Annotated in this window: 16 protein-coding genes and 1 pseudogene; 12 read left to right on the plus strand and 5 right to left on the minus strand. The window is 70.6% G+C overall.

All coding sequences use genetic code 11. From position 1 onward, the window contains the following. Positions 1-708: pseudogene (locus ABZ321_RS46250) on the minus strand (hypothetical protein); the annotation flags it as partial. 238 nt (positions 709-946) lie between these two features. On the opposite strand from ABZ321_RS46250, the gene ABZ321_RS46255 reads away from it, so the two are divergent. After that, positions 947-4,525 carry a BTAD domain-containing putative transcriptional regulator gene (locus tag ABZ321_RS46255; protein WP_354902717.1) on the plus strand — a complete coding sequence of 1,193 codons (3,579 nt, stop codon included), beginning with the start codon at positions 947-949 and terminating at the stop codon, positions 4,523-4,525. Here the strand turns inward: ABZ321_RS46255 and ABZ321_RS46260 are convergent. After that, positions 4,515-6,191, minus strand: coding sequence for a copper resistance protein CopC (locus tag ABZ321_RS46260; protein ID WP_354902600.1), 1,677 nt, complete (start codon positions 6,189-6,191; stop codon positions 4,515-4,517). The two genes, ABZ321_RS46255 and ABZ321_RS46260, sit on opposite strands and share 11 nt — an antisense overlap. Further along, on the minus strand, positions 6,188-6,961 hold the full coding sequence (locus tag ABZ321_RS46265) for a YcnI family protein (protein WP_354902603.1): 774 nt from the start codon (positions 6,959-6,961) through the stop codon (positions 6,188-6,190). The genes ABZ321_RS46260 and ABZ321_RS46265 overlap by 4 nt, the downstream gene beginning before the upstream one ends. 182 nt (positions 6,962-7,143) lie before the next feature. Here ABZ321_RS46265 and ABZ321_RS46270 point away from each other — a divergent pair, with 182 nt between their 5' ends. Further along, entirely contained in the window at positions 7,144-7,368 is a 225-nt protein-coding gene (locus ABZ321_RS46270; RefSeq protein ID WP_344502098.1) for a tautomerase family protein, read from the plus strand. 87 nt (positions 7,369-7,455) lie between these two features. Here the strand turns inward: ABZ321_RS46270 and ABZ321_RS46275 are convergent, their stop codons facing one another. Next, positions 7,456-8,235 (minus strand): IclR family transcriptional regulator, encoded by a 780-nt coding sequence (locus ABZ321_RS46275; RefSeq protein ID WP_354902606.1) that lies wholly within the window; start codon positions 8,233-8,235, stop codon positions 7,456-7,458. Positions 8,236-8,457: 222 nt separating this feature from the next. Here ABZ321_RS46275 and kduI point away from each other — a divergent pair, with 222 nt between their 5' ends. The 8 genes from kduI to ABZ321_RS46315 all read left to right on the plus strand — a co-directional run bounded on the left by kduI (position 8,458) and on the right by ABZ321_RS46315 (position 20,665). Beyond that, positions 8,458-9,213: a 5-dehydro-4-deoxy-D-glucuronate isomerase gene (gene kduI / locus ABZ321_RS46280; RefSeq protein WP_354902609.1), complete on the plus strand. Its 756-nt coding sequence runs from the start codon at positions 8,458-8,460 to the stop codon at positions 9,211-9,213. Continuing rightward, positions 9,210-9,965 (plus strand): 2-dehydro-3-deoxy-D-gluconate 5-dehydrogenase KduD, encoded by a 756-nt coding sequence (gene kduD, locus ABZ321_RS46285; RefSeq protein ID WP_344502100.1) that lies wholly within the window; start codon positions 9,210-9,212, stop codon positions 9,963-9,965. Before kduI ends, kduD begins: the two co-directional genes overlap by 4 nt. A gap of 100 nt (positions 9,966-10,065) precedes the next feature. Further along, positions 10,066-11,151, plus strand: coding sequence for a sugar ABC transporter substrate-binding protein (locus tag ABZ321_RS46290; protein WP_354902612.1), 1,086 nt, complete (start codon positions 10,066-10,068; stop codon positions 11,149-11,151). Between the two features lie 101 nt (positions 11,152-11,252). Continuing rightward, positions 11,253-12,149, plus strand: a complete 897-nt coding sequence (locus ABZ321_RS46295; RefSeq protein WP_354902614.1) for an ABC transporter permease — start codon at positions 11,253-11,255, stop codon at positions 12,147-12,149. After that, on the plus strand, positions 12,146-13,663 hold the full coding sequence (locus ABZ321_RS46300; RefSeq protein WP_354902617.1) for a sugar ABC transporter ATP-binding protein: 1,518 nt from the start codon (positions 12,146-12,148) through the stop codon (positions 13,661-13,663). The genes ABZ321_RS46295 and ABZ321_RS46300 overlap by 4 nt, the downstream gene beginning before the upstream one ends. After that, a complete protein-coding gene (locus ABZ321_RS46305; protein WP_354902620.1) occupies positions 13,660-14,640 on the plus strand; it encodes an ABC transporter permease in 981 nt (326 codons plus the stop codon). Before ABZ321_RS46300 ends, ABZ321_RS46305 begins: the two co-directional genes overlap by 4 nt. 28 nt (positions 14,641-14,668) lie before the next feature. Beyond that, positions 14,669-16,165, plus strand: coding sequence for an aldehyde dehydrogenase family protein (locus ABZ321_RS46310; protein WP_344502105.1), 1,497 nt, complete (start codon positions 14,669-14,671; stop codon positions 16,163-16,165). A 204-nt stretch (positions 16,166-16,369) separates the two neighbouring features. Continuing rightward, positions 16,370-20,665, plus strand: a complete 4,296-nt coding sequence (locus tag ABZ321_RS46315; protein WP_354902623.1) for a LamG-like jellyroll fold domain-containing protein — start codon at positions 16,370-16,372, stop codon at positions 20,663-20,665. Between the two features lie 90 nt (positions 20,666-20,755). On the opposite strand, the gene ABZ321_RS46320 is transcribed toward ABZ321_RS46315, so the two are convergent. Next, positions 20,756-21,685 carry a WYL domain-containing protein gene (locus ABZ321_RS46320; RefSeq protein ID WP_354902625.1) on the minus strand — a complete coding sequence of 310 codons (930 nt, stop codon included), beginning with the start codon at positions 21,683-21,685 and terminating at the stop codon, positions 20,756-20,758. 81 nt (positions 21,686-21,766) lie between these two features. Between ABZ321_RS46320 and ABZ321_RS46325 the strand changes: the two genes are divergently transcribed. Both ABZ321_RS46325 and ABZ321_RS46330 read left to right on the plus strand, forming a co-directional pair. After that, a complete protein-coding gene (locus ABZ321_RS46325) occupies positions 21,767-22,720 on the plus strand; it encodes an alpha/beta hydrolase (RefSeq protein ID WP_354902628.1) in 954 nt (317 codons plus the stop codon). A gap of 659 nt (positions 22,721-23,379) precedes the next feature. After that, positions 23,380-24,738 carry a hypothetical protein gene (locus ABZ321_RS46330; RefSeq protein WP_354902631.1) on the plus strand — a complete coding sequence of 453 codons (1,359 nt, stop codon included), beginning with the start codon at positions 23,380-23,382 and terminating at the stop codon, positions 24,736-24,738. The last annotated feature ends 17 nt before the right edge of the window (positions 24,739-24,755 follow it).

The following is a 24,755-nucleotide window of genomic DNA, read 5'->3' on the forward strand; positions in this document are numbered from 1 at the left end:
GTGCTGCAGGGTGTTGTCGGCACGACGTTCGAAGCCCTGCAGCTGGTCGCCCCACCGGACCAGACCCGAACCCGGCCGCGGACGCGACACCGCCGGCGGCTGATCCTCGACGATGCGGTCGTAGCGCACCGGGGTGTAGTTGCGCCAGTTGAAGTTGGTCGGGACACCCTCGATGGTGTTGTCGGTGGAGCCGTTCTCCTGCACCACGATCGGCTGGGTGTGCGCGCTGTCCTTCCACGACACGAACAGCGCCACGTGGCTGCCGTTCGAGGTGCCGTCGTGGTAGAGCAGGGCGTCGCCGGCGGCCAGCTGCGACGCCGGGATCGGGGTGCTGACATCGTCGAGGTTGCCGGTCCACCAGTCGCTGCCCTGTCCGCCGAGGCCCCAGGCCATCGCGACCATGCCGGAGCAGTCGGTGCGGTAGTCGCCGTAGCTGTTGCGGTAGCACCTGGTCTGGCTGTACGGCGTCTTGCCGATCCAACTCCGCGCCCGGGTCACCGCCATGGATCGGGGCATCCACTTGTTTTCGGCACCGTTGTATCCGCAGGTGACGGCAGCGAGCGCAGGCGGCACCTGGTCGGGCGCCGGTGGGCTGGGCGCGGCACGGGCCGCACCCGCACCGACGACGAGCGAGGCGGCGAGCGCGAAGGCAAGGCCGCCGGCAAACAGCAATGCGTGGCGGATGCGGTCGCGAATTCCAATGGTCATGTCGAGCCCTTCCGAAGTTGTGGCCGTCCCCGCCGGTGCCCTTCGCCGGCGGTGCTCACAGCATTCGGCTCGGTACTGGACGCCGGCTGTACCCGGCGGTGCCCGTACCGGTCTCGTATCGCGTTCGCGCATGCCAGGACGGGTGCGGACCGCGGAACTTGCGGGGCACCACCCGTACCAGACCCGTACTACGATGAATCCACTTGCGACGATGACCACGGGGGCGGGCGTGAAGCGCATGGGCGATGCCGGGGCCGTGCCCTTCGGCGATTTGCTCCGAATGTCGCGGGAAATGGCGGCGCTCACCCAGCGTGAGCTCGCACTGCTGTCCGGGGTGAGCGTGGCGACGGTTCGCGACCTCGAGCAGCGACGCACCTCGCATCCGCACCCGGGCTCGGTGCGCCGGCTGTGCGAGGCGTTGAGGTTGACCGGGGAGGCCGCCGCGGCGTTCCAGCGGGCGGCGGTGCGGCCGGCGTCTCCGGGCAGCCCGGCCGGCGAGATGCCCGATGCTTCGGTCCGTGTGCTCATCCTCGGCCCGCTGGTGGTGCGTCGCGGCGGCGCCGACCGGCGGTTCGGCGCCGACCGGCAGCGAAGTCTGCTGGGCCGCCTGGCCCTGACCCCGAACGAGGCGGTGCCGCGCACCGAGCTGATCGACCTGCTGTGGCCCTCCGCGCCACCGGAATCGGCCGTCAACCTCATCCAGACGTACGTGACGCGACTGCGTCACCTCCTCGGACCGGTCGCGGCCGACTCGGACCAGACGTCCATGCTCCGCTCCGTGCCCGGCGGGTACATGTTGCGCGCCGGTGCCGATCAGCTGGATCTGTTGCACTTTCGCGAGCTGGTCGAGCGGGCCCGTGCCGCGGAACCCGCGGCCGCCCTGGATCTCCTCGACGAGGCCCTCGCATTGTGGCGCGCCGAGGCGGTTTGCGACGTCGCCGCGCTGGCCACGCATCCGCGGGCGGTGGCCCTGACCGACGAGCGCATCATGGCCGTGCTGCGACATGCCGACCTTGCCGACCAGGTCGGCCGGCACGAACGGTCCTTGGCGATGTTGCGGGCGCTGAGCGACGCGCATCCGCTGCACGAGCCGCTGTGGGGGCGGATGATCCTCGCACTGGCGGCCGGCGGCCTGCAGGCGACAGCCCTGGCGGCCTACGCGCAGATCTGTGCGCGGCTCGCCGACGACCTGGGCATCGACCCCGGGCCGGAGCTTGCCGAATTCCACCGCCGGGTGCTGCGCCAGCACTGGCGCAGCGAACCACGGCAGGCCATCGACGACTGGCGGGCGTCGCCGGCCCGCGAGCAGGCACCTGCCGTACCCCCGCAGCCATCACCCCCACCGCCCCCACCGCCCCCGCCGCCCCCGTCGATTCCGCCCCAGCCGCCACCGCCCCCATCGGTCCTGCCCCCGTCGGTCCCGCCCCAGCCGCCACCGCCACCGGCGACGGACGTGACCGGACCGGCGGCCGATCGAGTCCGGCCGTTCCAGGTCCCGGCACCGGTCGGTGACTTCACCGGTCGAACGGCGCAGCTACGGCTGTTGTGCGAGTTGATGCGCAATGACGTGGCGGCGCCGGTCCCGATCCCGGTGAGGATCTGCACGATCGCCGGCCCGGGTGGGGTGGGCAAGACCAGCCTCGCCCTGCAGGCCGCGCATCTCATGCGGGCCGACTTCCCGGACGGTCACCTCTACGCGGATCTGCGCGGCGACGGAGCCGATCCGGCGCGCCCCGTCGACGTGCTCAGCCAGGCGTTGCGCGGACTGGGCGTGGAGGCGGCGTCGATCCCGACCGACGAGGCGGAGTGTTCGGCGTTGTTCCGGACCACGGTCGCGGTGCGGCGTCTGCTGATCGTGCTGGACAACGCCCGCGACGCCCGGCAGGTCCGGCCGTTGTTGCCGGGCTGGGGTGGTTGCGGCGTGATCGTCACCAGCCGTCGCCGGATGGTGGACCTGGAGGCCGCGACCGCCGTCGATCTGGAGACCATGCCCGTCGAGGACGCGGTCGACCTGTTCGCCAAGATCGCAGGCCCGTCCCGGGTGCTGGCGGACCCCGCCGCGGCGGCGACGGTGGTCCGGCTGTGCGGACGGCTGCCTCTCGCCATCCGCATCGCCGGCGCCCGGCTCGCCAGCCGTCCCAACTGGACGGTCGACACCCTGGCCCGCCGCCTCGACGACGAGGTGCGCCGGCTCGACGAGCTGCGGGCAGGGGATCTGCAGGTAGCCGCCAGCCTGCGGCTCAGCTATCAGGACCTCTCGGAGCCCGCCGCACAGGCGTTCCGGTTGCTGGCGCTGGACCCGATCAATTCCTGGTCCGTGCCGGCGGCCGCGGCGCTGCTCGGCCGGACCGAGCGGGACACCGAAGATCTCCTCGACGACCTGGTCGACAGCAGCCTGCTCCAGACGCCGTCGCCGGGTAGGTATGTCCTGCACGACCTGCTGCGGCTCTATGCCCGCAATCTCTCGGCGGCCGACGACGGGCCGACCGCCCAGGCCGGCGCGATCGACCGGCTGTACGCCCACTACGCCGACCGGGTGGCCGAAGCGGCCCAGCGCCAGCATCCCAACATGGTGCGTCTGCCGAGTCCGGACCGTATCGCCGACCGGTTCGCCGATCCGGCCGCCGTGATGGCCTGGATCGAGGTGGAGATGCCGCAGATCGTCGCGATCGTCGAACACGTGGCGAAGCGGGGTCCACGCCCACTCGCCTGGATGCTGGCCGATCAGCTGCGGGGCTACTTCTTCAGTACGCGACTCGCCGCGCCCTGGTTCGCGACCGGGCAGGCCGGGCTCGACGCGGCCCGCGCGTGCGACGATCACCAGGCGCAGGCTGCCATGCACCAGACGCTGGGCCAGGCGGCGTGGTCCATCGGCGACTTCCAGGAGGCGCTGCGGCAGTACCGCCTCGGGCTGACGCTGGCCGAGTCGGTCGGCTGGTCGGAGGCCGTCGGCTACCTGAATCACAACATCGGCCTGGTCCACTTGGCGCTGGGCGAGCCGGAGGCGGCCCGCGCGGCGTACCTCGACGCGCTCACCGTCTGCCGGGAGCATCGTCACCAGTATGTGGAGGCGGTGACAGTCAACGACCTCGGCATGATGTGCTGGGAGCTGGGTCAGCTGGCACTGGCGGCCGAGTACCTCACCGATGCGCTGCGGCTCAACGAGCACGGTGGCAACGTGGACGGCGAAGGAGTCAACCGGCTCAATCTCGGCCTGGTGCTGCGGGAGATGGGCCGATACGCCGAGGCGCGGATCCAGCTGGAGCGCAGCGCCGAGATCTACGAGCAGATCGGCTCACGGTATGGGAAGGGTGCGATGCTCGTACAGCTCGCGTTGCTGGAGTCGGCCGTCGGCCCGACGGACGGCCCGGTGATCGAGATGGCTCGCACCGCCCTGGAGCTGACCCGGGCCAACCAGGACCGGCCCTCGGAGGCGGATGTTCTGGTGAGCATCGGCGCTCTCCTGTTCGAGGCCGGATCGCCCGATGAGGCGGCGGCGTGCATCAGGGAGGGTCACGAGCTCGCGACGGCGGTCGCCGCGCCCTACTTGCAGTGCCGCGCCCTGATCGGGCTGGTGGCCGTGCACCTGCACGAGGGGGCGATCGCGACGGCGATGGACGCCGCACGAGAGGCGTTGCGGCTGGCCCGCCGGGGCGGGTACCGGATGCTCGAAGCGGACGCGCTGGTTGCCTGTGCCCGGGCTCGGTGCGGCGACGAGGCGTCGCTGCTACGCCAGGCCGAGGACATCTACGTCCAGGGCGGCAGCCAGGCGCGGGCGGACCGCATGGTGAAGAAGACCGGCGCGGTCATCCTCTGACGAGGAACTCCAGCTCGCCCACGGGGTTGGCGAACTGGGTGACCCGCAGGGACACCTGCATCCGCCACGTCCCGGACACCGGGAGCACGACCTGCGCCGTGTAGAGACCCGCCGACACCTGCGTCAGCGGGATGTCGCCGAGCGTCGTCCCGTCGGTCGACAGGCGCACCACCGGCGGGGCGACGCCCTCGGCGGGTTCGCCGGCCGCGGAGCTCAGCCGGAGGGTGACGGTGTTGGGGCCGCGGGTGAGCGGGGTGAGGGAGGCCCGCACCGTGATGTCGCCCAGGGTGGTCGTGTGGGTGTCGGAAGCGGCCTCGGCCGACACGCTCGCGGGCCGGGAGCCGCCCTCGGGGCTCGTGTCGACGAGGAAGCCGGTGACGATCAGGGCGACGACGAGGAGCGCGCCCTCGACCGCGGTGGCGCGCACGACGGGGCGGGAGCGCGCCTCCCGGCTGTTCCTGTTCGCCGCCCGCTGGAGCCGGGGGAGGAGCGACCACCTGTTCCACGCCGCGATGGCGACGGTGACCAGCACGATGGCGATCTTGGCCAGGACCAGCCGGCCGTAGGTGGTGTCGACGAGCGCCGTCCAGGACCCGAGGATCCGCCACACGAGCAGCGAGCCGGTGGCGACCAGGGCCGCGAGGACGCCGGCGGCGGCGGTGGAGAAGCGGGCGAGCACCCCGGCGGCGGTGGCGTCCCGGCCGGAGAGGGCCGGCAGGGTCAGCGCCAGGCCGGCGAGTCCGCCGAGCCAGACGCCGCCCGCGAGGAGGTGCAGCACGTCCGCACCGACGGCGAGGAGCGCGGGGCTCGCCGCGCGGGTGTGCCCGACCAGCGCGGGGGCCGCGACCGCGACCGCGGCGGCCGTCACCGCCGCGACGCGTCGCCGCCGCGCTGCCGGCCCGGGGCCCAGCAGGACCACGGCGAGCGCCAGTCCGCCGGCGACGGCCGCGGCGACGGCGTACTCGACCGGCGGCAGCGACGTCCACGTCGAGCCCTCGGTGAGCAGCGCCGGCCCGCCGCCGAGCAGGTAGACCGCGGTGATCGGCAACGCGGCGAGCCACGCGACGGCCGCGACGGCCGCGGCGGTGCGCGCGGTGACGACCAGGCGGCGGCGCGGGCGGTCGACGCCGGGGCCGGTGGGCAGGAACATGGCGGCGAACACGACGAGCCCGGCCGCGATCAGGAGACCGGCGTAGCCCACCCCGCGGGCCAGGGTCAGCGTCCAGGGGGCTGCCGGGACGCTGTCCGAGCCGTCCGGAGCCGGGGTGGTGACGGGGGTGGGCGCGCCGACGGAGAACGTGAGGGCGCCGCTGATGGGGTGCCCGTCCTCGGAGACGACCCGCCAGGTGATCACGGTCGTGCCGTTGCCCAGGCGTCCCGGCAGCCCGACCTCGAGCTCGGTGCCCTTGACGGCCGGTCTCGCCTCGACCAGCGCACCCTGGGCGTCGAAGACCTGCACGCCGCCCGGGACGCCGCGGACGGCCTCGTCGAACGTGAACAGGATCCGGTCGGGCGCGGTCTGCAGCACCGCGCCCTCGGCCGGGTCGCTGCGGGTGAGGTGCGCGTGCGCGTGCGCCGGTTGGGCGAGCCCGAGCAGCATCGCCGGCACGAAGACCAGGATCAGCAGTGCCGTCGCCCCGACCCGGCGCGGCCCTCGGCCGGTCATGTCCGGCGGCGCTGTCGGACGAGCTCCGCGCCGCCGAGGAGCGAGCCGAGGATGCCGGCCGCCAGCGCGGCGAGCGTCAGGGTGTCGTCCCTGGCCGGCGCGGGCGTGGCGGCCGAGTTGCCGGCGAGCGTGTGGTGGTGCGTGCCGTCCGTACCCCCCGCGCCCCCCGTGCCGTCCGGGCCCTCCGTGCCGTTCAGGGGAGCGGCGACGACGAAGCTCGGGGCGGGCAGCTGGAGTTCCCCGACGTCCTTCCCGTCCTGCGGAACCTCCGTCCAGGCGGATTCGCCCCGCTCGCAGGTCTGGATGGTCGGGAAGACGAGCCTGGTCCCCTTGGCCTCGGGCAGCTGGACCGTGAGCTCGAAGACCTCGCGGTAGCCGTCCGGCAGCGGGGTGTCCGTGCTGAACGTGACCGAGGCGACCCGTTGCACGACCTTGTTGCCGTGGGCGTCCACCGCGGGCGGGTCGACGGTCTCCGTCTGCTTCGTGACCTTCCACAGCGCGGTCCGGGTGGGGGTCACCGAGGTGATCTGCGCCGGGATCTGGATGGTGATCCTGGTGGTCGGCGAGTCCCCGCAGCCGTGCCCGACGGCGAACTGGAGGAGGGCGTGGGCGCCGGCCGCGGTGGTGGAAGGCGTCACCGTGACGTGCGCGCCCGCCGGGGACGCGATCCCCACCAGGCCGACGACCACCGCGGCGGCGCCGGCCCGCGCGGCGCGCCGCGACCACGGTCGAGCCGGGGTCCGGGCAGGTCCGATCTCATTGCGCCGCATGTCGCATCCTCGCGCCTCAGGACGAGTGTGGGTTGCAGAGATTCGACCAACATGCCGAACCGATGTCAAGTATGTGAACTGATACGGGCATCGCATTGTGGTGATCCAGGCAGCACGGTAGTGTGCGTTCACACTAGTGAACTCAAGTCCATATGATGGACAGCTGGTAGGAGAGGGGCACCATGCCGAACATCACCGTCGAGCTGCTCGCGGGCCGATCCATGGAGCAGCGCAGGGCCTTCGCCCGCGCTGTGGCCGACAACGCCGTCGAGATCCTCGGGGCCCGTCTGCAGGACGTCCGCATGGTGTTCACCGAGATCACCGCCGACGACGTGGCCAACGGGGGTGTCCTGGCCAGCGAGGACGCCTCCCGCGCCGGCGTGGTCGCCGCGCTCGAGAAGCGCTGAGATCGCCGAGGTCGCTGAGGCCGCTGCTCATACGCGATGGGGCCGACCCGCAGCCGGGTCGGCCCCATCGTCATGTGTGGGAGTGCGTCAGCGCACCAGCCTGTTGTCGCGCATCGCCGACAGGCGGGCCTTCACGCTCAGCAGGGTCTCGATGATGAAGTCCTCCCGGCCGTGCTTGAGCCGGCTGATCGGGACCGCGACGCTCAGCGCGTCGACCGACCGGCGGGAGAAGGGCAGCGCGACGCCGAAGCAGCGCACGCCCAGGCAGGACTCCTCGCTCTCCTCCGCGTAGCCGACCTGGGCGGCCTTGTCGATGATCGCCAGCAGCGCGTCCCGGTCCGTGGTCGTCTGGGTGGTTATGGCCTTGATCTGGTGGGGGACGAGCGGCTCGCGGACGTCCTCGGGCATCTCGGCGAGCATCGCCCGGCCGAGAGCCGTGCTGTAGGCGGGAAGGCGCCGGCCGACCGCCGAGTACATGCGCAACGGATGCTTGGACTCGCGCTTGGCGGTGTAGATGACCTCGGCGCCTTCCAGGCGGCCCAGGTGCACGGTCTCCTCGGTGGCGGCCGCGATCTCGTCCATCACGGCGCTGGCGCGCGACAGGACCGGGTCGCCGTCGATGTACGCGGAGCTCACCGTGAGTGTGTGCACGCCGAGCCGGTAGACGCTGCCGGTCTGGTCGGTGTCCAGCCATCCGCGGGCGCACATGGTGCGCAGGAGCGCGTGCAGGCTGCTCTTCGGGATGCCCAGGCGAGTGGCCAGCTGCAGTTGGGTGCCCGGGCCGTGGGCGGCGATGTCGTCCAGGACGTCGAGGACCCGTGCAGCCGACTTCACCTGCGAGGTTGCAGCCGTTTTGTCCGTGTCCACCCGAGGCCTCCTCATCAACGGTGCGTGTGCGCCCAGCGTCCAACACTAAACCACAGTTCACATAGAAGAACAGACTTCAGCCCCTTGACCTGTGATCGGAGCCATAGGTATCGTCGCCTCAGTTCACGTAGCGGAACGCGGTTCACAAACGAGGAGAAAGTTTTGATCGAAGTGAGGTACTCCGCATCGCCGTCCACGGTTGAGACGGCAACGACTGCGGAGTTGCGAAAGAACTTCCTCGTGGAGCGCCTGTTCCGTACCGGCGAGGTGCACGGGGTGTACACCCACGACGACCGGCTGGTCGTCGGCGGCGCGGTTCCCGGTGACGGCCAGCTCGAGCTGCCGGCCTGGGACGTGCTCGGCACGCCGTCGCACCTGGCGCGCCGCGAGCTCGGCATCGTCAACGTCGGCCAGTCCGGTCACGTGCTGGTCAACAACGAGAAGTTCGAGCTCCGCCACCTCGACGGACTGTTCGTCGGCCGCGGCAACGAGGTCGTCTTCACCGGCCCCGAAGCCGCGTTCTACTTCGTCTCCGCCCCGGCGCACGCGGCGTACCCGACGGCCCTGCTGAGCCACTCGGCGATCGAGCCGATCAAGCTGGGCACGGCGCAGGGCGCGAGCGAGCGCAACCTCTACAAGTACGCCTGGGGCGAGGAGCTGCAGACCTCGGTGCTGCAGTTCGGCGTGACCGTCATCGCCGACGGCTCGGTGTGGAACACGTTCCCGCCGCACCTGCACGACCGGCGCACCGAGGTCTACATGTACGTCGACCTGGACGAGAAGGACCGGGTCTTCCACCTGATGGGCCAGCCCGGCGCCGCCCGCCACCTCGTCGTGCGCGACCGCGAGGCCGTCATCTCGCCGCCGTGGTCGATCCACTCCGGCGTCGGCACCGGCTCGTACGCCTTCATCTGGGCGATGGGCGGCGAGAACAACGACTACACCGATCTGACCCCGGTGCCGCTGGAGGATCTGTGACCTCGCCGTTCGACCTGACCGGCCGCTGCGCCGTCGTGACCGGCGCCGGTCGCGGCCTGGGGCAGGCGATCGCGCTCGGGCTCGCCCAGGCGGGCGCCGACCTGGTCCTGCTGGGCCGGCCGGGCAGCCAGTCGGCCACCCGGGAGCAGGTGGCCGGCCTCGGCCGGGACGTGGAGGTCGTCGACCTCGACGTCAGCGACCACGACGCGGTCGTCCGGGTCGCGGCCGAGGTCAACGGCCGCCGTCAGGTGGACATTCTGGTCAACAACGCCGGCATCATCGACCGCCAGGACTCGGTGGACGTGAGCCGGCAGTCGTGGGACCGCGTGGTGGACACCAACCTGAGCGGCCTGTTCTTCCTCTGCCAGGCGTTCGGGCGGCCGATGACCGAGCGTGGGCACGGAAAGATCGTCAACGTCGCCAGCCTGCTGTCCTTCCAGGGCGGGCTCCGGGTGGCGTCGTACGCCGCCAGCAAGCACGCCGTCGCCGGCGTCACCAAGGCCCTGGCGAACGAGTGGGCGCGGCTCGGCGTGCAGATCAACGCCATCGCGCCCGGCTACATGACCACCGACAACACGACCGCGCTGCGTGCCGACCCGGACCGCTCCCGGTCCATCCTCGAACGCATCCCCGCCGGCCGCTGGGGAGAGGCCGCCGACATCGCAGGCGCGGCCGTCTTCCTGAGCTCCGCCGCCGCCGACTACGTCAACGGCCACGTCCTGGTCGTCGACGGAGGCTGGATGGCCCGCTGACCCTGGCCTTCAGCGCACCGAACCAGCAAGATCAGACGACTCCTCTCTGTTGTGCCACCCCGCCGGCTCCCACCGGCACTGAAGAGATTGAGGATCAACCATGACGATCACCCCTCGTCCCGCCGCAGCGTTACTGACCCTGACACTGGCAGCCGCCGTACTGGCCGGCTGCAGCGAGGAGGCGGCCGGCGACAACAAGGCCGCCGACGCGGGCGGCTGCAAGCCGGCCGACGTGAAGCTGGTGGGTCAGGTCCGTAACGAGTCCAACCCCTACGAGGCCGCGTGGCTGGGCGGCGGCGACGCCTTCGCCAAGTCGGTCGGCCTGACCCAGGAGCGGCTCACGTACGGCGGTGACTCCACCAAGCAGCAGGAGCAGATCAGCCAGCTGCTGGCCGGTAACACCAAGTGCCTGGTCATGAACGTGCTGCCCAACGGCGACTCGGACACCGCGCCGATCGTCAAGGGTGCCGACAAGGTCGGTGCCTACCTCGTCACGCAGTGGAACAAGCCGGCCGACCTGAAGCCGGCCGACTACAAGACGTGGGTCAGCCACATCACCTACGACGGCGTCGAGTCCGGCCAGCAGATCGGCGACGCGCTCGCCACGGCGATCGGCGGCTCGGGCGGCATCATCGCGCTGCAGGGCATCCTGGACACCGCCGCCGCCAAGGACCGCTTCGCCGGCCTCCAGGCGTCGCTGAAGAAGAACCCGGGCGTCCAGCTGCTGGACCAGCAGGCCGCCAACTTCTCCCGCGCCGAGGCGCTCACGGTGACCAAGACCCTGCTCACCAAGCACGGCGACAAGGTCAAGGGTATCTGGGCTGCCAACGATGACATGGCGCTCGGCGCCCTGGAGGCCCTCCAGCAGGCAGGCCTCTCCGGCAAGGTGGCCGTCGTCGGCATCGACGCCGTCCCGGACGCCGTCAAGGCCGTCCAGGGCGGGACGATGACCGCCACGGTCTCCAGCGACGGCGCCTGGCAGGGCGGCATCGGCCTGGCGATCGGCTACTGCGTGGCCACCGGCAAGCTGGCCGTCAAGGACATCGCGGCCGACAACCGGGCGTTCTTCGCCAAGCAGTTCCTCATCACGAAGGCCAACGCCGCCGACTTCGCCGCGCCGAAGACGGACCCGTCGGACTTCGAGTGCGGCAACGTCTTCAAGCGTGTGGCCGGGCCCCTGAAGTGACCATGACAGCCGAGGTCGTCACAGCGCCTCGCCGTAGCTCTCGGCGAGGCGCGTCGTTCCGAGACGCCGGCCCACCGGTCGCGCTGGTCGTCATCTGGCTGGTGTTCGCCGCGCTGAGCCCGCAGTTCCGCAGCATCGGCAACGCCCAGAACATCATGGACGCCGCCGCGGTGCTCGCGGTCGTCACCTGCGGTATCACGTTCGTGCTGATGATGGGGTCCATCGACCTGTCCTCAGCGGGCGTCATGGGCGCCTCCGCCCTGACCGTGTCGCTGCTGGTGGCCAACAATCGCAACGACAACGACTTCGGACTGTTCGGCATCCTGGTCGCCGTCGTGCTGGGCTGTGCGTTCGGCTGCCTGAGCGGCCTGGCGCTGGTACTGCTGAAGGTGCCGTCGTTCATGGCGACGCTGGGGGTCTCGGCCGTCGGGCTCGGCGTCGCGACCCTCATGTTCGCCGGCGTCCAGCCCAACATCTCCGACGCCATGCTCAAGGGCTGGGCGATCGAGCGCTTCCTGGGCCTGTCCTATCTCACCTGGATCGCCGCCGCGTGCGTCCTGGTGGGCTGGCTCATCCAGCGCTACACCCGACTCGGCCGGTACGCCTTCGCCATCGGCGGCGCCGAAGAGGTGCTCGCGCTCTCCGGTGTCCGGGTGAAGCCGTACAAAGTGGCGGTCTTCGCGCTCGCCGGGGCCTTCTACGGCCTCGGCGGGGTGATGGTGACCAGCCAGCTCGGCGCCGGCCTCGTCCAGGCCGGCAACGGCTACGACTTCTCGGCCATCACCGCCGCGGTCGTCGGCGGCACCCTGCTCACCGGGGGCCGCGGCGGCATCCTGCACTCCGCCGTGGGTGTCCTGCTCGTCGTGGTGCTCACCAACGGTCTCGTGCAGGTCGGGGTCAGCCCGTACTGGCAGGGCGGCGTCGAGGGCCTCATCGTCGTGACCGCGGTCGCCGCCGCCGTCATCCCCCAGCGTCGCAGAAACCAGGTGACCAAATGAGTGCCGCCGCGCTGGAGGTCCGTGGGCTCGTCAAGCACTACCCCGGGGTGAAGGCGCTCGACGGCGTCGACTTCGTGGTCAACCAGCACGAGGTCCTCGGCCTGGCCGGGGAGAACGGCGCGGGCAAGTCCACGCTGCTCAAGGCCCTCGTAGGCCTCGTCACCCCGGACGCCGGCGAGATCTACGTGCGCGGCGAGGCCGTCAAGCTGCGCAGCGTCGTGGACGCCGCCAACCACGGCATCGGGATGGTGTTCCAGGAGCAGTCGCTGGTGCCCAACCTGACCGCCGCGGAGAACATCCTCCTCGGCAGCGAAGGCGTCGCGGTCCGTCGCGGCGTCTACCGCTGGGACGTCATGCGCCGCCTCGCCCAGGAACAGCTGGACAAGATCGGCTCGCACATCGACCCGCTCGCCCGGACCGACTCGCTGTCCTTCGCCGACCGGCAGATGGTGGAGATCGCGAAGGTGCTGCGCATCGAGGAGCGCAGCCAGCACCCGCCGGTCATCATCCTGGACGAGCCGACCTCGGTGCTGGAGTCCAAGGAGATCGACACCCTGTTCGCGCAGATCCGCCGGCTGCGCGAGTTCGCCTCGGTCGTCTTCGTCTCGCACCGTCTCGACGAGGTGCTGGACGTCTGCGACCGCGTCACCGTGCTGCGCGGCGGCCAGTCGGTCGGCGAGGTCGCCACGGCCGGTGCCGTCCCGCGCGAGCTGCACCGGATGATGATCGGGTCGACCGGGTCCGACGACCACTACCACGAGAACGCCGCCGCGCCGGTCACGGCCGAGCAGCCCCGGCTGTCGGTCCGCGGGCTGTCGGGCAAGACGTTCCGCGACGTCGACCTCGACGTCGGGGTCGGCGAGATCGTGGCGATCGTCGGGGTCCACGGATCGGGCCGCGGGGACGTCTGCCGCGCGCTGTTCGGCGCCGAGCCGACGACCGCGGGCGAGATCCGGATGGACGGCACGAAGATCGACCTGCGCAGCACCCGCGCCGCGTGCGCCGCCGGCATCGGCTACGTGCCGGCCGAACGCAAGATCGAGGGCATGGTCGGCCCGATGTCGGTGGCCGAGAACATGACCCTGGCCAAGCAGCAGGCCCGCTGCGCCGGCCCGTTCGTGGCGCCGAAGAAGCAGGCCGGCCTGGTGGACCGCTGGATCGAGCGGCTGTCCATTCGTACGCCGGGCCGCGACACCGCCATCCAGCGGCTGTCCGGCGGCAACCAGCAGAAGGTCGTGCTGGCCCGGTGGCTGGTCGGCGGCGACATCCGCCTGCTCCTGCTGGACCACCCGACGCGAGGGCTGGACATCGGCGCCCGCTCCGAGGTGTACCGGCTGATGCGGGAGCTCGCCGCGACCGGGGTCGCCACGGTGCTGCTGGCCGACAGCCTCGAGGAGGCGATCGGCATGGCCGACCGGATCCTCGTCATGAACGACGGGCGGGTCGCGGCCGAGGTCGCCTGCCCGAGCGGCGGCAAGCCGAGCCCGCTCGACCTCGTGAAGGAAATGGTATGAGCACTTCCGTCGCCGAACCCGCGTCCGGCATCGCGGCTCCCCGCCGTACCAGGCGGATCACCGGGTTCATGCCGCTCATCGCCCTGGTGGCGCTGGTGGCCGCCCTGACCATCGCCGACCCCGACTTCCTGACCACCCGGAGCCTGACGGCGGTGTTGCGGACCGCCGCGCCGCTCATCGTGCTCGCCGCCGGGGCGACCCTCGTCGTCCTCTGCGGCGGTATCGACCTGTCCATCGCGGCCCTGGCGTCGCTGACGACGGTCCTGCTGGCCCTGTGGCTGCCGGACCTCGGGGGCCTCACCACGCCGATGGTCATCCTGGTCGCGGCGGCGATCGGTGCGGTGCAGGGCGCGGCGCACGTGCTGCTGCGGATCCCGTCGTTCGTCGTCACCCTCGGCGGGATGAGCATCCTGTCCGCGGTCGCGCTCGTCGTCTCCGGCGCCGGCACGGTGCGGGTCGTGGACGACTCGACGGTCAAGTGGCTCGAGCTGTACGTCGCCGGCTACGTGCCGATGTCGGCCGCGATGGCGATCGTCGTCGTCGCCGTGATCGCGCTGGTCCTCAAGGTGACCCCGCTGCAGAGCTGGATCTCCGCCACCGGCTACTCCGAGTCGGCCGCGCGGCTCGCCGGCACACCCGTCGACCTCGTCAAGATCGGCGTGTTCTGCGCCTCCGGCGCCTGCGCCGGGTTCGCCGCGGTCATGCTGGTCTCCCGCCAGTACAGCGGCGGCCCCACCATGGCCGACAACCTGCTGCTGCCGGCGGTCGCGGCGATCGTCGTCGGCGGCACCGCGATCACCGGTGGTCACGGCAGCGTGTGGCGCAGCCTCGCCGGCGCGCTCGTCGTGACGCTGCTGCGCGTCGGCCTGCCGATCGTCGGCGTGCCGTCGGCCTACGAGCAGATCCTCTACGGCGTCATCATCGTCGTCGCCGTCGCGCTCACCCTCGACTATTCAAAGATCTCGATCATCAAATAGCCGAACCCGGCACCTACGGAAGGCCATCATGCCCCACGAGAACCCAGCGCTCCTGCCCGCCGTCCGGTCGTTCCTGTCCTCACCGAAGCAGCTGCTCATCGGCGGCGAGTGGGTGGACGCGAAGGACGGCAGAACGTTCGAGACCGTCAACCCGTCGACCGAGGAGGTGCTGGTACAGGTCGCGTACGGGTCCGCTGTCGACGTGGACCGCGCGGTCGTGGCGGCCCGCACGGCGTTCGAGCACCGCTCCCCGTGGTCGAGGATGACCCCGCGCGAACGCTCCCACCTGCTGTGGCGCATCGGCGACCTCATCGACGCCCACGCCGACGAGTTCGCCCAGCTGGAGGCCCTCGACAACGGCAAGCGGGTCGAGGCGGCCCGCGACGGTGACGTGGCGATCGCCGCCGAGCTCTTCCGGTACTTCGCGGGCTGGGCGACCAAGATGGAGGGCACCTCCATCCCGATGTCCGTGCCGGGCCGGGAGTTTCACGCCTACACCCGCCGCGAGCCGGTCGGCGTCGTCGCGGGCATCGTGCCGTGGAACTTCCCGCTGCTCATGGCCTGCTTCAAGATCGTCCCGGCGATCACGGCGGGCAACACCGTCGTGCTCAAGCCGGCCGAGCAGACCCCGCTGACCGCGCTGCGCCTCGGCGAGCTGCTGCTCGAGGCCGGCCTGCCCGCGGGCGTCGTGAACGTCGTGCCCGGCTTCGGTGACACCGGTGCCGCGCTGGTCGACCACCACGGTGTGGACAAGGTCGCGTTCACCGGCAGCACCGAGGTCGGCAAGAAGATCGCCGCCGCGGCGTCGGGCAACCTCAAGAAGGTCTCCCTCGAGCTCGGCGGCAAGGCGCCCAACATCGTCTTCAACGACGCCGACATCGAGGCGGCCATCGCCGGCGCGGTCCTGGGCGGCTACTTCAACGAGGGGCAGTGCTGCGTCAACGGCTCGCGCCTCTACGTCCAGCGCGGCGTCTTCGACCAGGTCGTCGAGGGCGTCGCCGCGGCCGCTCGGGCGATCAAGGTCGGCGACGGCTTCGACCCGGCGTCGCAGATGGGTCCCCTCGTGTCGCAGGAGCAGCACGAGAAGGTGCTCGGCTACATCCGCGGGGCGGTACAGGACGGCGCCGTGCTGAACGCGGGGAGTGCCGACGCGGTCGGCGACCGCGGCTACTTCGTGGCGCCGACGCTCATCACCTCCGTGAACGAGCAGATGGCCGTGCAGACCGACGAGATCTTCGGTCCTGTCGTGACCGCCATTCCGTTCGACACCGAGGACGAGGTGGTCGCCGCCGCGAACAACACGGTGTACGGGCTCGCCGCGGGCGTGTGGTCGCAGAACATCGGCACGGCGCACCGGGTCGGTGCCCGCCTGCGGGCCGGCACGGTGTGGCTCAACACGTGGCACGCCGACGACGTCACCCTGCCGCGCGGCGGCTTCAAGCAGTCGGGCTGGGGCCGTGAGCTCGGGTCGTTCGGCCTGGACGACTACACGGAGCTCAAGACCGTCATCGCCGAGCTGCGCTAGGCACCGCCGACGCAGGCCCCCGGAGCGGGTTTCCGGGGGCCTGCGTCGCGTCCGGACCTGGTTCGCATATAGGAATCATTGAAAAATTCGGTTCACGTACGTAGACGCAGTTCTTGACGACGTATTCATGTTGCCCTACGTTCAGGCTCTCCGTGGTTGGTGTCCGCCATACCGCCACGTCCGCCGAACCTCAAGGGATCTCTTATGAAAGTGCCCCGCAGGTCAGCCCACTTCCGCCTCTCGACGTATTTGTCCGGCCGGGCCGCCGCGGCGTTCGCCGCCCTGGCGCTGATCGCCAGCTCGGCCGCCACCGTCGCGCTTCCCGCCGTGGCGCATGCGGCCCCCGCCGACGACGGCCGGCTCAGCGTGCTGTTGTTCTACAAGGCCAACTTCCACGCCTCCAACGTGGAGGCCCGGCAGGCCGTGCGTGACCTGGCGACCCAGCTCGGCGCCCAGTTCAACCAGCCGGTGGACATCCAGGAGACCGACGACCCGGCGGCGTTCACGACCGCGAACCTCGCCATCCGCGACACGGTGGTCTTCGCACAGACCGGTGGCGTGCTGTTCAACGCGGCCCAGCGCTCCGCGCTCGAGGCCTACATCCGCGGTGGCGGCGGGTTCATGGGCATGCACTACACCGGCTGGTCGGTCGGTGAGAGCGAGCACGACGTCAACCCGTTCTACGCCCGTCTCGTCGGTGCCGCCTCCGAGGGACACCCGGAGAACCCCGGCGTGCGGCCCGGCCGGGTGTTCGTCTCGGACGCCACGCACCCGCTCGTCGCGGGCGTGACGACGAGCATCACCCGCAGCGACGAATGGTACGACTGGGTCGTCAACCCGGCGCCCAACGTGCGGACCCTGGTCGAGGCCGACGAGGCCTCCTACGGCATGGGCCGGCAGGGCTCCAAGCACCCGCTCACCTGGTGCCAGACGATCGACTCCGGCCGGTCCTGGTACACCTCCATGGGCCACGAGGGCACCGCGTACTCCGAGACGTACATGCGAGCCCAGATGAAGAACGGCCTCGCCTACGCCGCGAAGCTCCTCGCGGCGGACTGCTCGCCGCCGAGGAAGGACCTGGCCGGCGCCTGGAGCGGCGTCACGCCGTGGCCGCTGGTCCCGATCAACATGGCCCTGACCTCCGACGGCCGGGTGCAGTCCTTCGGCAGCGTCGGCGGCTGGGCCAACGACACCACGCCCTACGACTGGACCGGCAACGACGGGGTCACCCAGGGCGGCCAGATGGAGGTCGACGTCTGGAACCCCTCCACGCCACGCACCCTGGCGAACCTCCGCGCCGGCATCATCCCCAACACCACGTACACCGACCTGTTCTGCTCCATGCAGGTGCAGAGCCCGCACGACCACTCCATCATGACGGTCGGCGGCGACGACGGCATGGGCGGCAACGCCCCGAACGACGGCGGGATCGGCGTCACCAGCTACTCCACGAACAACGGGCTCCAGACCGAGGCGCCCATGAACTACCCGCGGTGGTACCCGACGGGCACGACCATGCCCAACGGCTCCGTCGTCGTGCAGGGCGGCAGCCTCACCGGTGGCCCCGGTGGGCGCGGTGTCCTCACCCCGGAGATCTACACCCCGGAGTCTGGCACGGGCTGGAAGCTGCTCACCGGCGCCACCAGCTCGGCAGCCTACGGTGACGGCGGCACGGACCACCCCGGCAACGACGAGAACCGCTGGTGGTACCCCCGCGCGTTCGTCGCGCCGACCACCGGCACGCTGTTCAACATCACCGGCACCCAGATGTACGAGCTGAACCCGGCCGGCAACAACGGCACCGGTCAGATCACGCTGCGGGGCACGCTGCCCACCAACATCTCCAACCAGGGCGGCAACGGCAACCCGGTCGGCGCCACGTCCACGGCGGTCATGTACCGCCCGGGCAAGATCATGCAGGTCGGCGGCGGCTGGTGGGGCAACGGCGGTGGCCCGGACGGCGCCCGCGCCGGCTTCACCGTCGACATCACCGGCGGCACCGCCAACCCGGTCGTCACGGCGATCCCGCCGATGAAGTACCAGCGCCACTGGCTGACCTCGACGCTCCTGCCCGACGGCCGGGTCCTGATCACCGGCGGCAGCCGGGAGAACAACGGCAACGGCGGGTATGTCACCAACCCAGAGATCTGGGACCCGACCACCAACACCTGGTCCGAGGTCGTCATCCCGCACGAGCACGCCCGGCTGTACCACTCCACGGCCCTGCTCCTGCCCGACGGCCGGGTCATGGTCGGCGGCGGCGGCGCTCCCGGTCCGCGCAACTACACGGACGTGGAGTACTACTCGCCGGGGTACCTGTTCAACGGCGACGCGCTCGCCCCGCGCCCGGTGATCAACACCGCGCCGCAGAAGATCGGTTACAACGGCAACTTCCAGATCGGCGCGACCGGCACGGTCTCCCGGGTCACGCTGGTCCGCAACGGCTCCGTGACGCACGGGTTCAACAACGACCAGAACTTCCAGGACCTGGCGTTCAGCCAGTCGGGTGGCACGGTGAACATCACCTCGCCGCTCAACGGCAACTACGCCCCGCCCGGGTCGTACATGCTGTACGTCTGGGACAACACCGGCACCCCGTCGGTCGCGAAGATCCTGCAGATCGACCCCGCGGTGGTCATGACGCAGCTGAACCCGCGGGTCGTCGACCAGTTCGAGTACCCGCGCCTGCCCGCCGAGTGGCGCACCAACGTCGCTCCCGCGACCGTCGACGTCGCCGCCGGCAACAGCCGGATGTCGCCGTGGAACGTCGCGAGCCAGGTCCAGCTGGTGCGCGGCAACGCCGCGGGTCAGGGCGGCCTCGGCTTCACCGGGTACCAGCTCAGCCTGGGCACCACTGGCAACATCACCCGCACCGTCAGCGACCTCACCCCCGGCAACACGTACCGGATCTCGCTGCGCTACGCCCGCGACGCCCGGTCGTCCGGGACCGCCGCGGCGACGGGAACGCTGACGATCGGCAACCTCAACGCCACGCTCACGGCCACGACCGCACTGCCCTCGACGGCCGCCTACGGCTCGTACGTCGGCACCTTCACGGCCGCGACCGCCTCGCAGGTGCTCACCCTGAAGGCGGCCACGGGGACCGGCGCCGGTCTCATGATCGACGACCTGGTGATCGTGGGCGACAACCCGCCGCCGCCGGCCACCGGCATCCCGATCCGGTACGAGTTCGAGGAGGGCACGGGTACCACCGCCGCCAACACCGGCTCCGTCGGCTCGGTGGGGGCCGCGGTCCTGACCGGGACCACCGGCTGGTCCACCAACGGCGTGCTCGGCAAGGCGATCAACTTCCCCGGTGCCAGCACCGCGAACGCCGTCGACCTGCCGGACAACCTGCTCCAGGGCGCGGCGAACTTCTCCACCGGGTTCTGGGTGCGCCCCGACACGAAGAGCAACTGGACCGGCCTGTTCCACATCGGTGACGGGCTCGGCTCCGCCGGCAGCTACTACCAGATCCAGATGCAGACCCAGGCCAGCGGGAGCACCGGGCTCGCGGTCACCTTCAAGGCCAAGACCGGCCCCGAGGAGCGGGTCTACGCCAGTCCGGCCCAGGACGTGGTCGCCGGCCAGTGGAACCACGTGGCCTTCACCCGCCAGGGCTCGATCGGCACGCTGTACCTCAACGGCCAGGTGATCGCCACCCGTACCGACCTGACCATCGGCATGACGGAGATCGGTCCGACGACCAACAACTGGCTGGGCCGCAACGGCTACGGCGACGCGGCGTACGACGGCCTGATGGACGACGTCCGGATCTACACGTCCGCGCTGACCTCGGCGGACGTGGCCGCGATGTACAACGAGGGTGTCTCGGTCCGGTACACCTTCGACGAGAACACGGGCACCGCCGCCGCGAACACGGGCGCGAAGTCCTCGATCGGCGCCGCGACCCTGACGGGCACGACGTCGTGGAGCGCGTCCGGCAAGTACGGCCCCGCGGTGAACCTGCCGGGTGGCGACGCGGCCTCGGGCAACCAGGTCCGGCTGCCCGACAACATCGAGGCCGGCCTGGACACGCAGTTCACGGTGTCCTTCTGGGCCCGGCCGGACACCCTGCCCAACTGGGTGCCGCTGGTGCAGATCGGCAGCAGCACGGACACGTTCTTCCTGCTCCAGTCCGCCACCAACGGCAACACCACCGGGTTCGGTGCCACGTTCAAGGCACCGGGCGTGGCCACCCAGGAACGGCTCCTGCTCGGCGCCGGCAACGACCTGCCGCTCAACGCGTGGACACACGTCGTGTTCACGCAGAACGGCTCGGTCGGGAAGATCTACTTCAGCGGCGTCCTGAAGGCCACCCGTACCGACTTCACCATCAACATCGGCAACGTCGGCGTGGGCGGCAACACCACCGCCAACTACATCGGCGGGACCAGCTGGGGTGACCCGAGGTTCGACGGGCTGATCGACGACTTCCGCCTGTACGGTTACGAGCTCAGCGCCGAGCACGTGACGCAGCTGTACGCGGGTCGCCGGTAAGCACACCGCGCCCGTAGGGCGGCAATGACGGCGTGGGCCCTGGGTGAACTCTCCCAGGGCCCACGTCCTGTGTTGCCCGCGCGCCCGGTCTCAGCCGTACCGCTCGACGAGGGCGTTGCCGATCGCGGCCAGGTGGTCCCGTACGCCTGGAGGGCCGGTCACCTCGAGCCATTCGACCATCCCGGCGAGCTCGCCGGCGAGCGCGTACTCGTTGTAGCCGCGGATCACGACCTCGATGCGGCCGTCGGCCGTGGAGCCTCCCACCTCGAGCCGGTCGCCGAGCATCATCCGGAGCCGGCCTATCCCGCTGGGTGTGCACACCGCCTGGATCTCGAGGGGTGTCCGCCTGCGTTCGACCTCGTCGGCGATCTCGCGCCAGCTCGCGGCGAGGTCGAAGTCCCCGGGCCGGTGCACGGGATCGCCGGTCGGGTCGGCGGACGACACGCGGTCGATGCGGAAGGTCCGCCGGCCGGCCTCGGTGTGGGCGACGAGGTACCACGACGGACCTTTGGCGACGATGCCCAGCGGGTGGACGGTTCGCTCGGTTTCGGTGCCGTTGCCGTCGACGTAGCCGAGCCGCACCTGGACACCGCGGATCACCGCGTCCTGGAGTTCGTCGAGGAATCGGGGTGCCCGGCGCTCGATCCGGCTCGACCCCCATCGTTGCGGGTCCGTGACCAGCGACGCCGCCGCTGCCTCGGCCTGCACCCGGAAGGGCTCCGGCAGGGCCCGGACGAGCTTGCGCAGCGCCGCCTTCACGGCCGGCGTCGCAGCCGAGGCCGGGCCGGCGACCAGGAACAGGGCGCGGGCCTCACTCGCGGTCAACCCGGACAGGTCGGTGCGGGCGCCGCCCACGAGGCGCCAGCCGCCGCCCCGGCCCTGCATGGAGTACACGGGCACCCCCGCCATGGCCAGGGCGTCGAGGTCGCGGCGGGCGGTGCGCTCGGAGACCTCCAGCTCCCGGGAGACCTCTGCCGCTGTCACCTGCTCGCGCTGTTGCAGCAACAGGAGGATGGCCATCAGCCGGTCGGCTCGCACCCCGGCAACACTTCCACAGAAACCGGTCATGAGGTGACCGGTTTCGGTCGGCAGGATGGCCGCATGATCACCGACTTCCCCGAACCCACCATGATCGCGGTCAACGGCGTGGAGCTCGAAGTCTTCGAGGCCGGCAGGCACAATGCGGGGCGACCCGTCGTGCTCTGTCACGGCTGGCCGGAGCTCGCCTATTCCTGGCGTCATCAGATGCCGGCCCTGGCCGCAGCGGGCTACCACGTCATCGTCCCGAACCAACGGGGCTACGGAAACTCGTCCCGTCCGGCCGAAGTGACCGCCTACGGCATCGAACACCTGGCGGGTGACCTCGTCGCGCTGCTTGACCACTACGGCTATGACGATGCCACCTTCGTCGGCCACGACTGGGGTGCGTTCGTCGTCTGGGGCCTGACCTTGCTGCACCCGAACCGGGTCAACAAGGTGATCAACCTGAGCCTGCCGTACCAGGAGCGCGGAGCAAGGCCCTGGATCGAGTTCATGGAAGAGGTGTTCGGCGGCGACTTCTACTTCGTCCACTTCAATCGGCAGCCGGGCGTCGCGGACGCCGTCCTCGAGGCGCACACGTTCCAGTTCCTTCGCAACCTGTACCGGAAGAACGAGCCCCCCGCGGAGCCTCAGCCGGGCATGTCGTTGATCAATCTCGCCAGAGCGGAGACTCCGCTCGGTGATCCCTTGATGGGCGACCGCGAACTGGCCGTCTTCATCTCCGCGTTCGAGTCGTCGGGGTTCACGGGCGGCATCAACTGGTACAGGAACCTCGACCGCAACTGGCATCTGCTGGCCGACGTGGACCCGATCATCCGCCAGCCCACCCTCATGGTCTACGGCGACCGTGACGCGGTCGCGAAGTCGGAACGACTGACCGACTTCGTGCCGAACGTGGAAGTGGTCAATCTCGACTGCGGCCACTGGATCCAGCAGGAAAGGCCGGAAGAAACAACCCAGGCGATGCTCAAGTGGCTGGACCAGCAGGCGCGGGAAATGCCGTGGCCGAAGTGATCGTATGACTGGGTCGGCGTGCGGTGGCGGCGAGGCGGCCACCGCACACCACACCGGTCAGTGCGTCAGCCAGTCGACGCGCTTGAGCAGGCAGTCGCTGTCGAACGTCCCGACCTCGTCGATCCCACCGACACATCATCGATCAACTGCTCCATGATCGGCAGGACAGGGCTCAGGCGGTGCGGGAGCCCGGGTCGAGGCCGAGCTGGCCTCCCAGGAGCAGCCCGCCGACGAGACCGCCGACGCCGACGGCTCACCGGACCGGTCGGCGGGGTCGTTGTGGCGGCTCCGGGTGGTCACGATGGGCACCTTACGGTGCCGCCGGCCGCCGTCGAGGGCATCAGCGTACCTAGATAATACGTATTATCGTCTTGACTGCCCGGAGTGCGCCTACCACCATTCGAGAAACACGCCGGTAACACTCAGCGGCAGGAGGGCCACATGGCGTATTGCTACGACCAGCCGGCACCCGCCACCGCCACCGTCAGCGGCGTGACCGTCCATTGTGGAACCCCCGGTTCCGATGTCGAACCCCTGCTCGATCTCCACCGTTCACCGTTCATCACCCGGACGGTCGGTCGTGCCTGTCGAACGACCGCCGCCGGCGCCGGTTCGCCCGCCGCGCGACGTCGACCGCCGTCCACCAAGGGAGAAATTCTGTGACATCTCAGCGCCTCGTCCGCCGTACCGCCTGCGCTGCGGCGACCGGACTCGTCACCGCCGCCCTCGCCGCGACACCGGCCACGGCCGCGCCGGCCGACACCCCGTTCAGCTTTCCCAGCTTCACCTACGTCGGCACGGCGTTCGACAAGACGAAGCTGAAGTACAACCCGACGAACGAGTTCATCTTCCCCAGCGTCATCCGGGCGGCCGACTACTTCGCGCACCCGCTCGGCGCCTACTACCTGTACTACGCGCCGCACGAGAAGCCGGGCGGCATCTCCCTGGCCTACTCCGACTCCATCAACGGCCCCTGGACCGAATATCAGAGCAACCCGCTGGTCTCCAACACCTGGCTGCCGTACTACAACACGGTCAGCCACATCTCCTCGCCGCACGCCATCTGGATCGAAGGCGAGCAGAAGCTCTTCCTCTACTTCCACGGCGAGAACTCGATCACCCGGTACGCCACGTCCGACGACGGCATCCACTTCGAATACGGCGGCGCGGCAGTCCAGAGCGACGACAGCACCGGCCGCGAGACCTCGTACGCCCGGGTCTTCGAACAGTCGATTCCGCGGCTCGGCAGCAGGTACCTGATGCTGTTCATGGACAACCCGATCAACGCGCTCCCCGGCCCGACCGGTCCGGTAGCGCGGCGCATCCGCTGGGCGGTCTCCACCGACGCCCGGAACTGGACGATCCAGCCGCAGCCGATCGTCACCCCGCAGGGCGTCGAAGCCCCCAACGCCTCCGGCCCGTTCTACCTGCGTTGGCAGGGCCGCAACCTGGTGATCTTCCACGCGGCCGACGGGGACATGCACGCGGTGGACGTCGGCGAGAACTTCGACCAGGAGGTTCACCTGGGCGTGGTGCACGACTCGATGGCAGCCGCGCCGGATCTGGGCCGCTCCGCGGCACCGACCTTCTACTTCGACGGCACCACCGTCCACATGTACTACGAGGCCGGTGCCCGGCTCACCGCCACCATCGGGCACGCGGTCGCCACGCTGGACGAACCGCTGCCCGAGCGGCAGCTGAACTGCACGGTCGACCGGCCGCGGCTGTGGCCACCGAACCACCGCATGGTCGACGTCAACGTGAGCGTCGACCTCCCGGACGGCGTCCTCGGACCACGCGCGTTCCAGCTCGCCGACGTCACCGGTGGCGACGCTTCGGACGTCACGGGGTTCGCCCCGGGGCAGCCGTCGCTGACCGGGCAGCTGCGCGCCGAGCGCGCCGGCAACGGCGGCGACCGGGTCTACACGCTGACCTACCGCGGTCACGACGAGATCGGCCGCGCGGCCGGCTGCACCGTCACGGTCACCGTTCCGCACGACCAGGGACAGGGCCAGTGAGCGCCGCCGCGATGCGC

The organism is Dactylosporangium sp. NPDC006015 (genome assembly GCF_040614215.1).
GTDB classification, from domain to species: domain Bacteria; phylum Actinomycetota; class Actinomycetes; order Mycobacteriales; family Micromonosporaceae; genus Dactylosporangium; species Dactylosporangium maewongense.

Excerpts from the sequence above, each read along its gene's own strand:
- ABZ321_RS46265 (WP_354902603.1), bottom strand. The coding sequence starts at position 6,961 with ATGCGGCGCAATGAGATCGGACCTGCCCGGACCCCGGCTCGACCGTGG.
- ABZ321_RS46300 (WP_354902617.1), top strand. The coding sequence starts at position 12,146 with ATGAGTGCCGCCGCGCTGGAGGTCCGTGGGCTCGTCAAGCACTACCCC.
- ABZ321_RS46260 (WP_354902600.1), bottom strand. The coding sequence starts at position 6,191 with ATGACCGGCCGAGGGCCGCGCCGGGTCGGGGCGACGGCACTGCTGATC.
- ABZ321_RS46305 (WP_354902620.1), top strand. The coding sequence starts at position 13,660 with ATGAGCACTTCCGTCGCCGAACCCGCGTCCGGCATCGCGGCTCCCCGC.
- ABZ321_RS46325 (WP_354902628.1), top strand. The coding sequence starts at position 21,767 with ATGATCACCGACTTCCCCGAACCCACCATGATCGCGGTCAACGGCGTG.
- ABZ321_RS46255 (WP_354902717.1), top strand. The coding sequence starts at position 947 with ATGGGCGATGCCGGGGCCGTGCCCTTCGGCGATTTGCTCCGAATGTCG.
- ABZ321_RS46270 (WP_344502098.1), top strand. The coding sequence starts at position 7,144 with ATGCCGAACATCACCGTCGAGCTGCTCGCGGGCCGATCCATGGAGCAG.
- ABZ321_RS46290 (WP_354902612.1), top strand. The coding sequence starts at position 10,066 with ATGACGATCACCCCTCGTCCCGCCGCAGCGTTACTGACCCTGACACTG.
- ABZ321_RS46320 (WP_354902625.1), bottom strand. The coding sequence starts at position 21,685 with ATGGCCATCCTCCTGTTGCTGCAACAGCGCGAGCAGGTGACAGCGGCA.
- ABZ321_RS46310 (WP_344502105.1), top strand. The coding sequence starts at position 14,669 with ATGCCCCACGAGAACCCAGCGCTCCTGCCCGCCGTCCGGTCGTTCCTG.
- ABZ321_RS46315 (WP_354902623.1), top strand. The coding sequence starts at position 16,370 with ATGAAAGTGCCCCGCAGGTCAGCCCACTTCCGCCTCTCGACGTATTTG.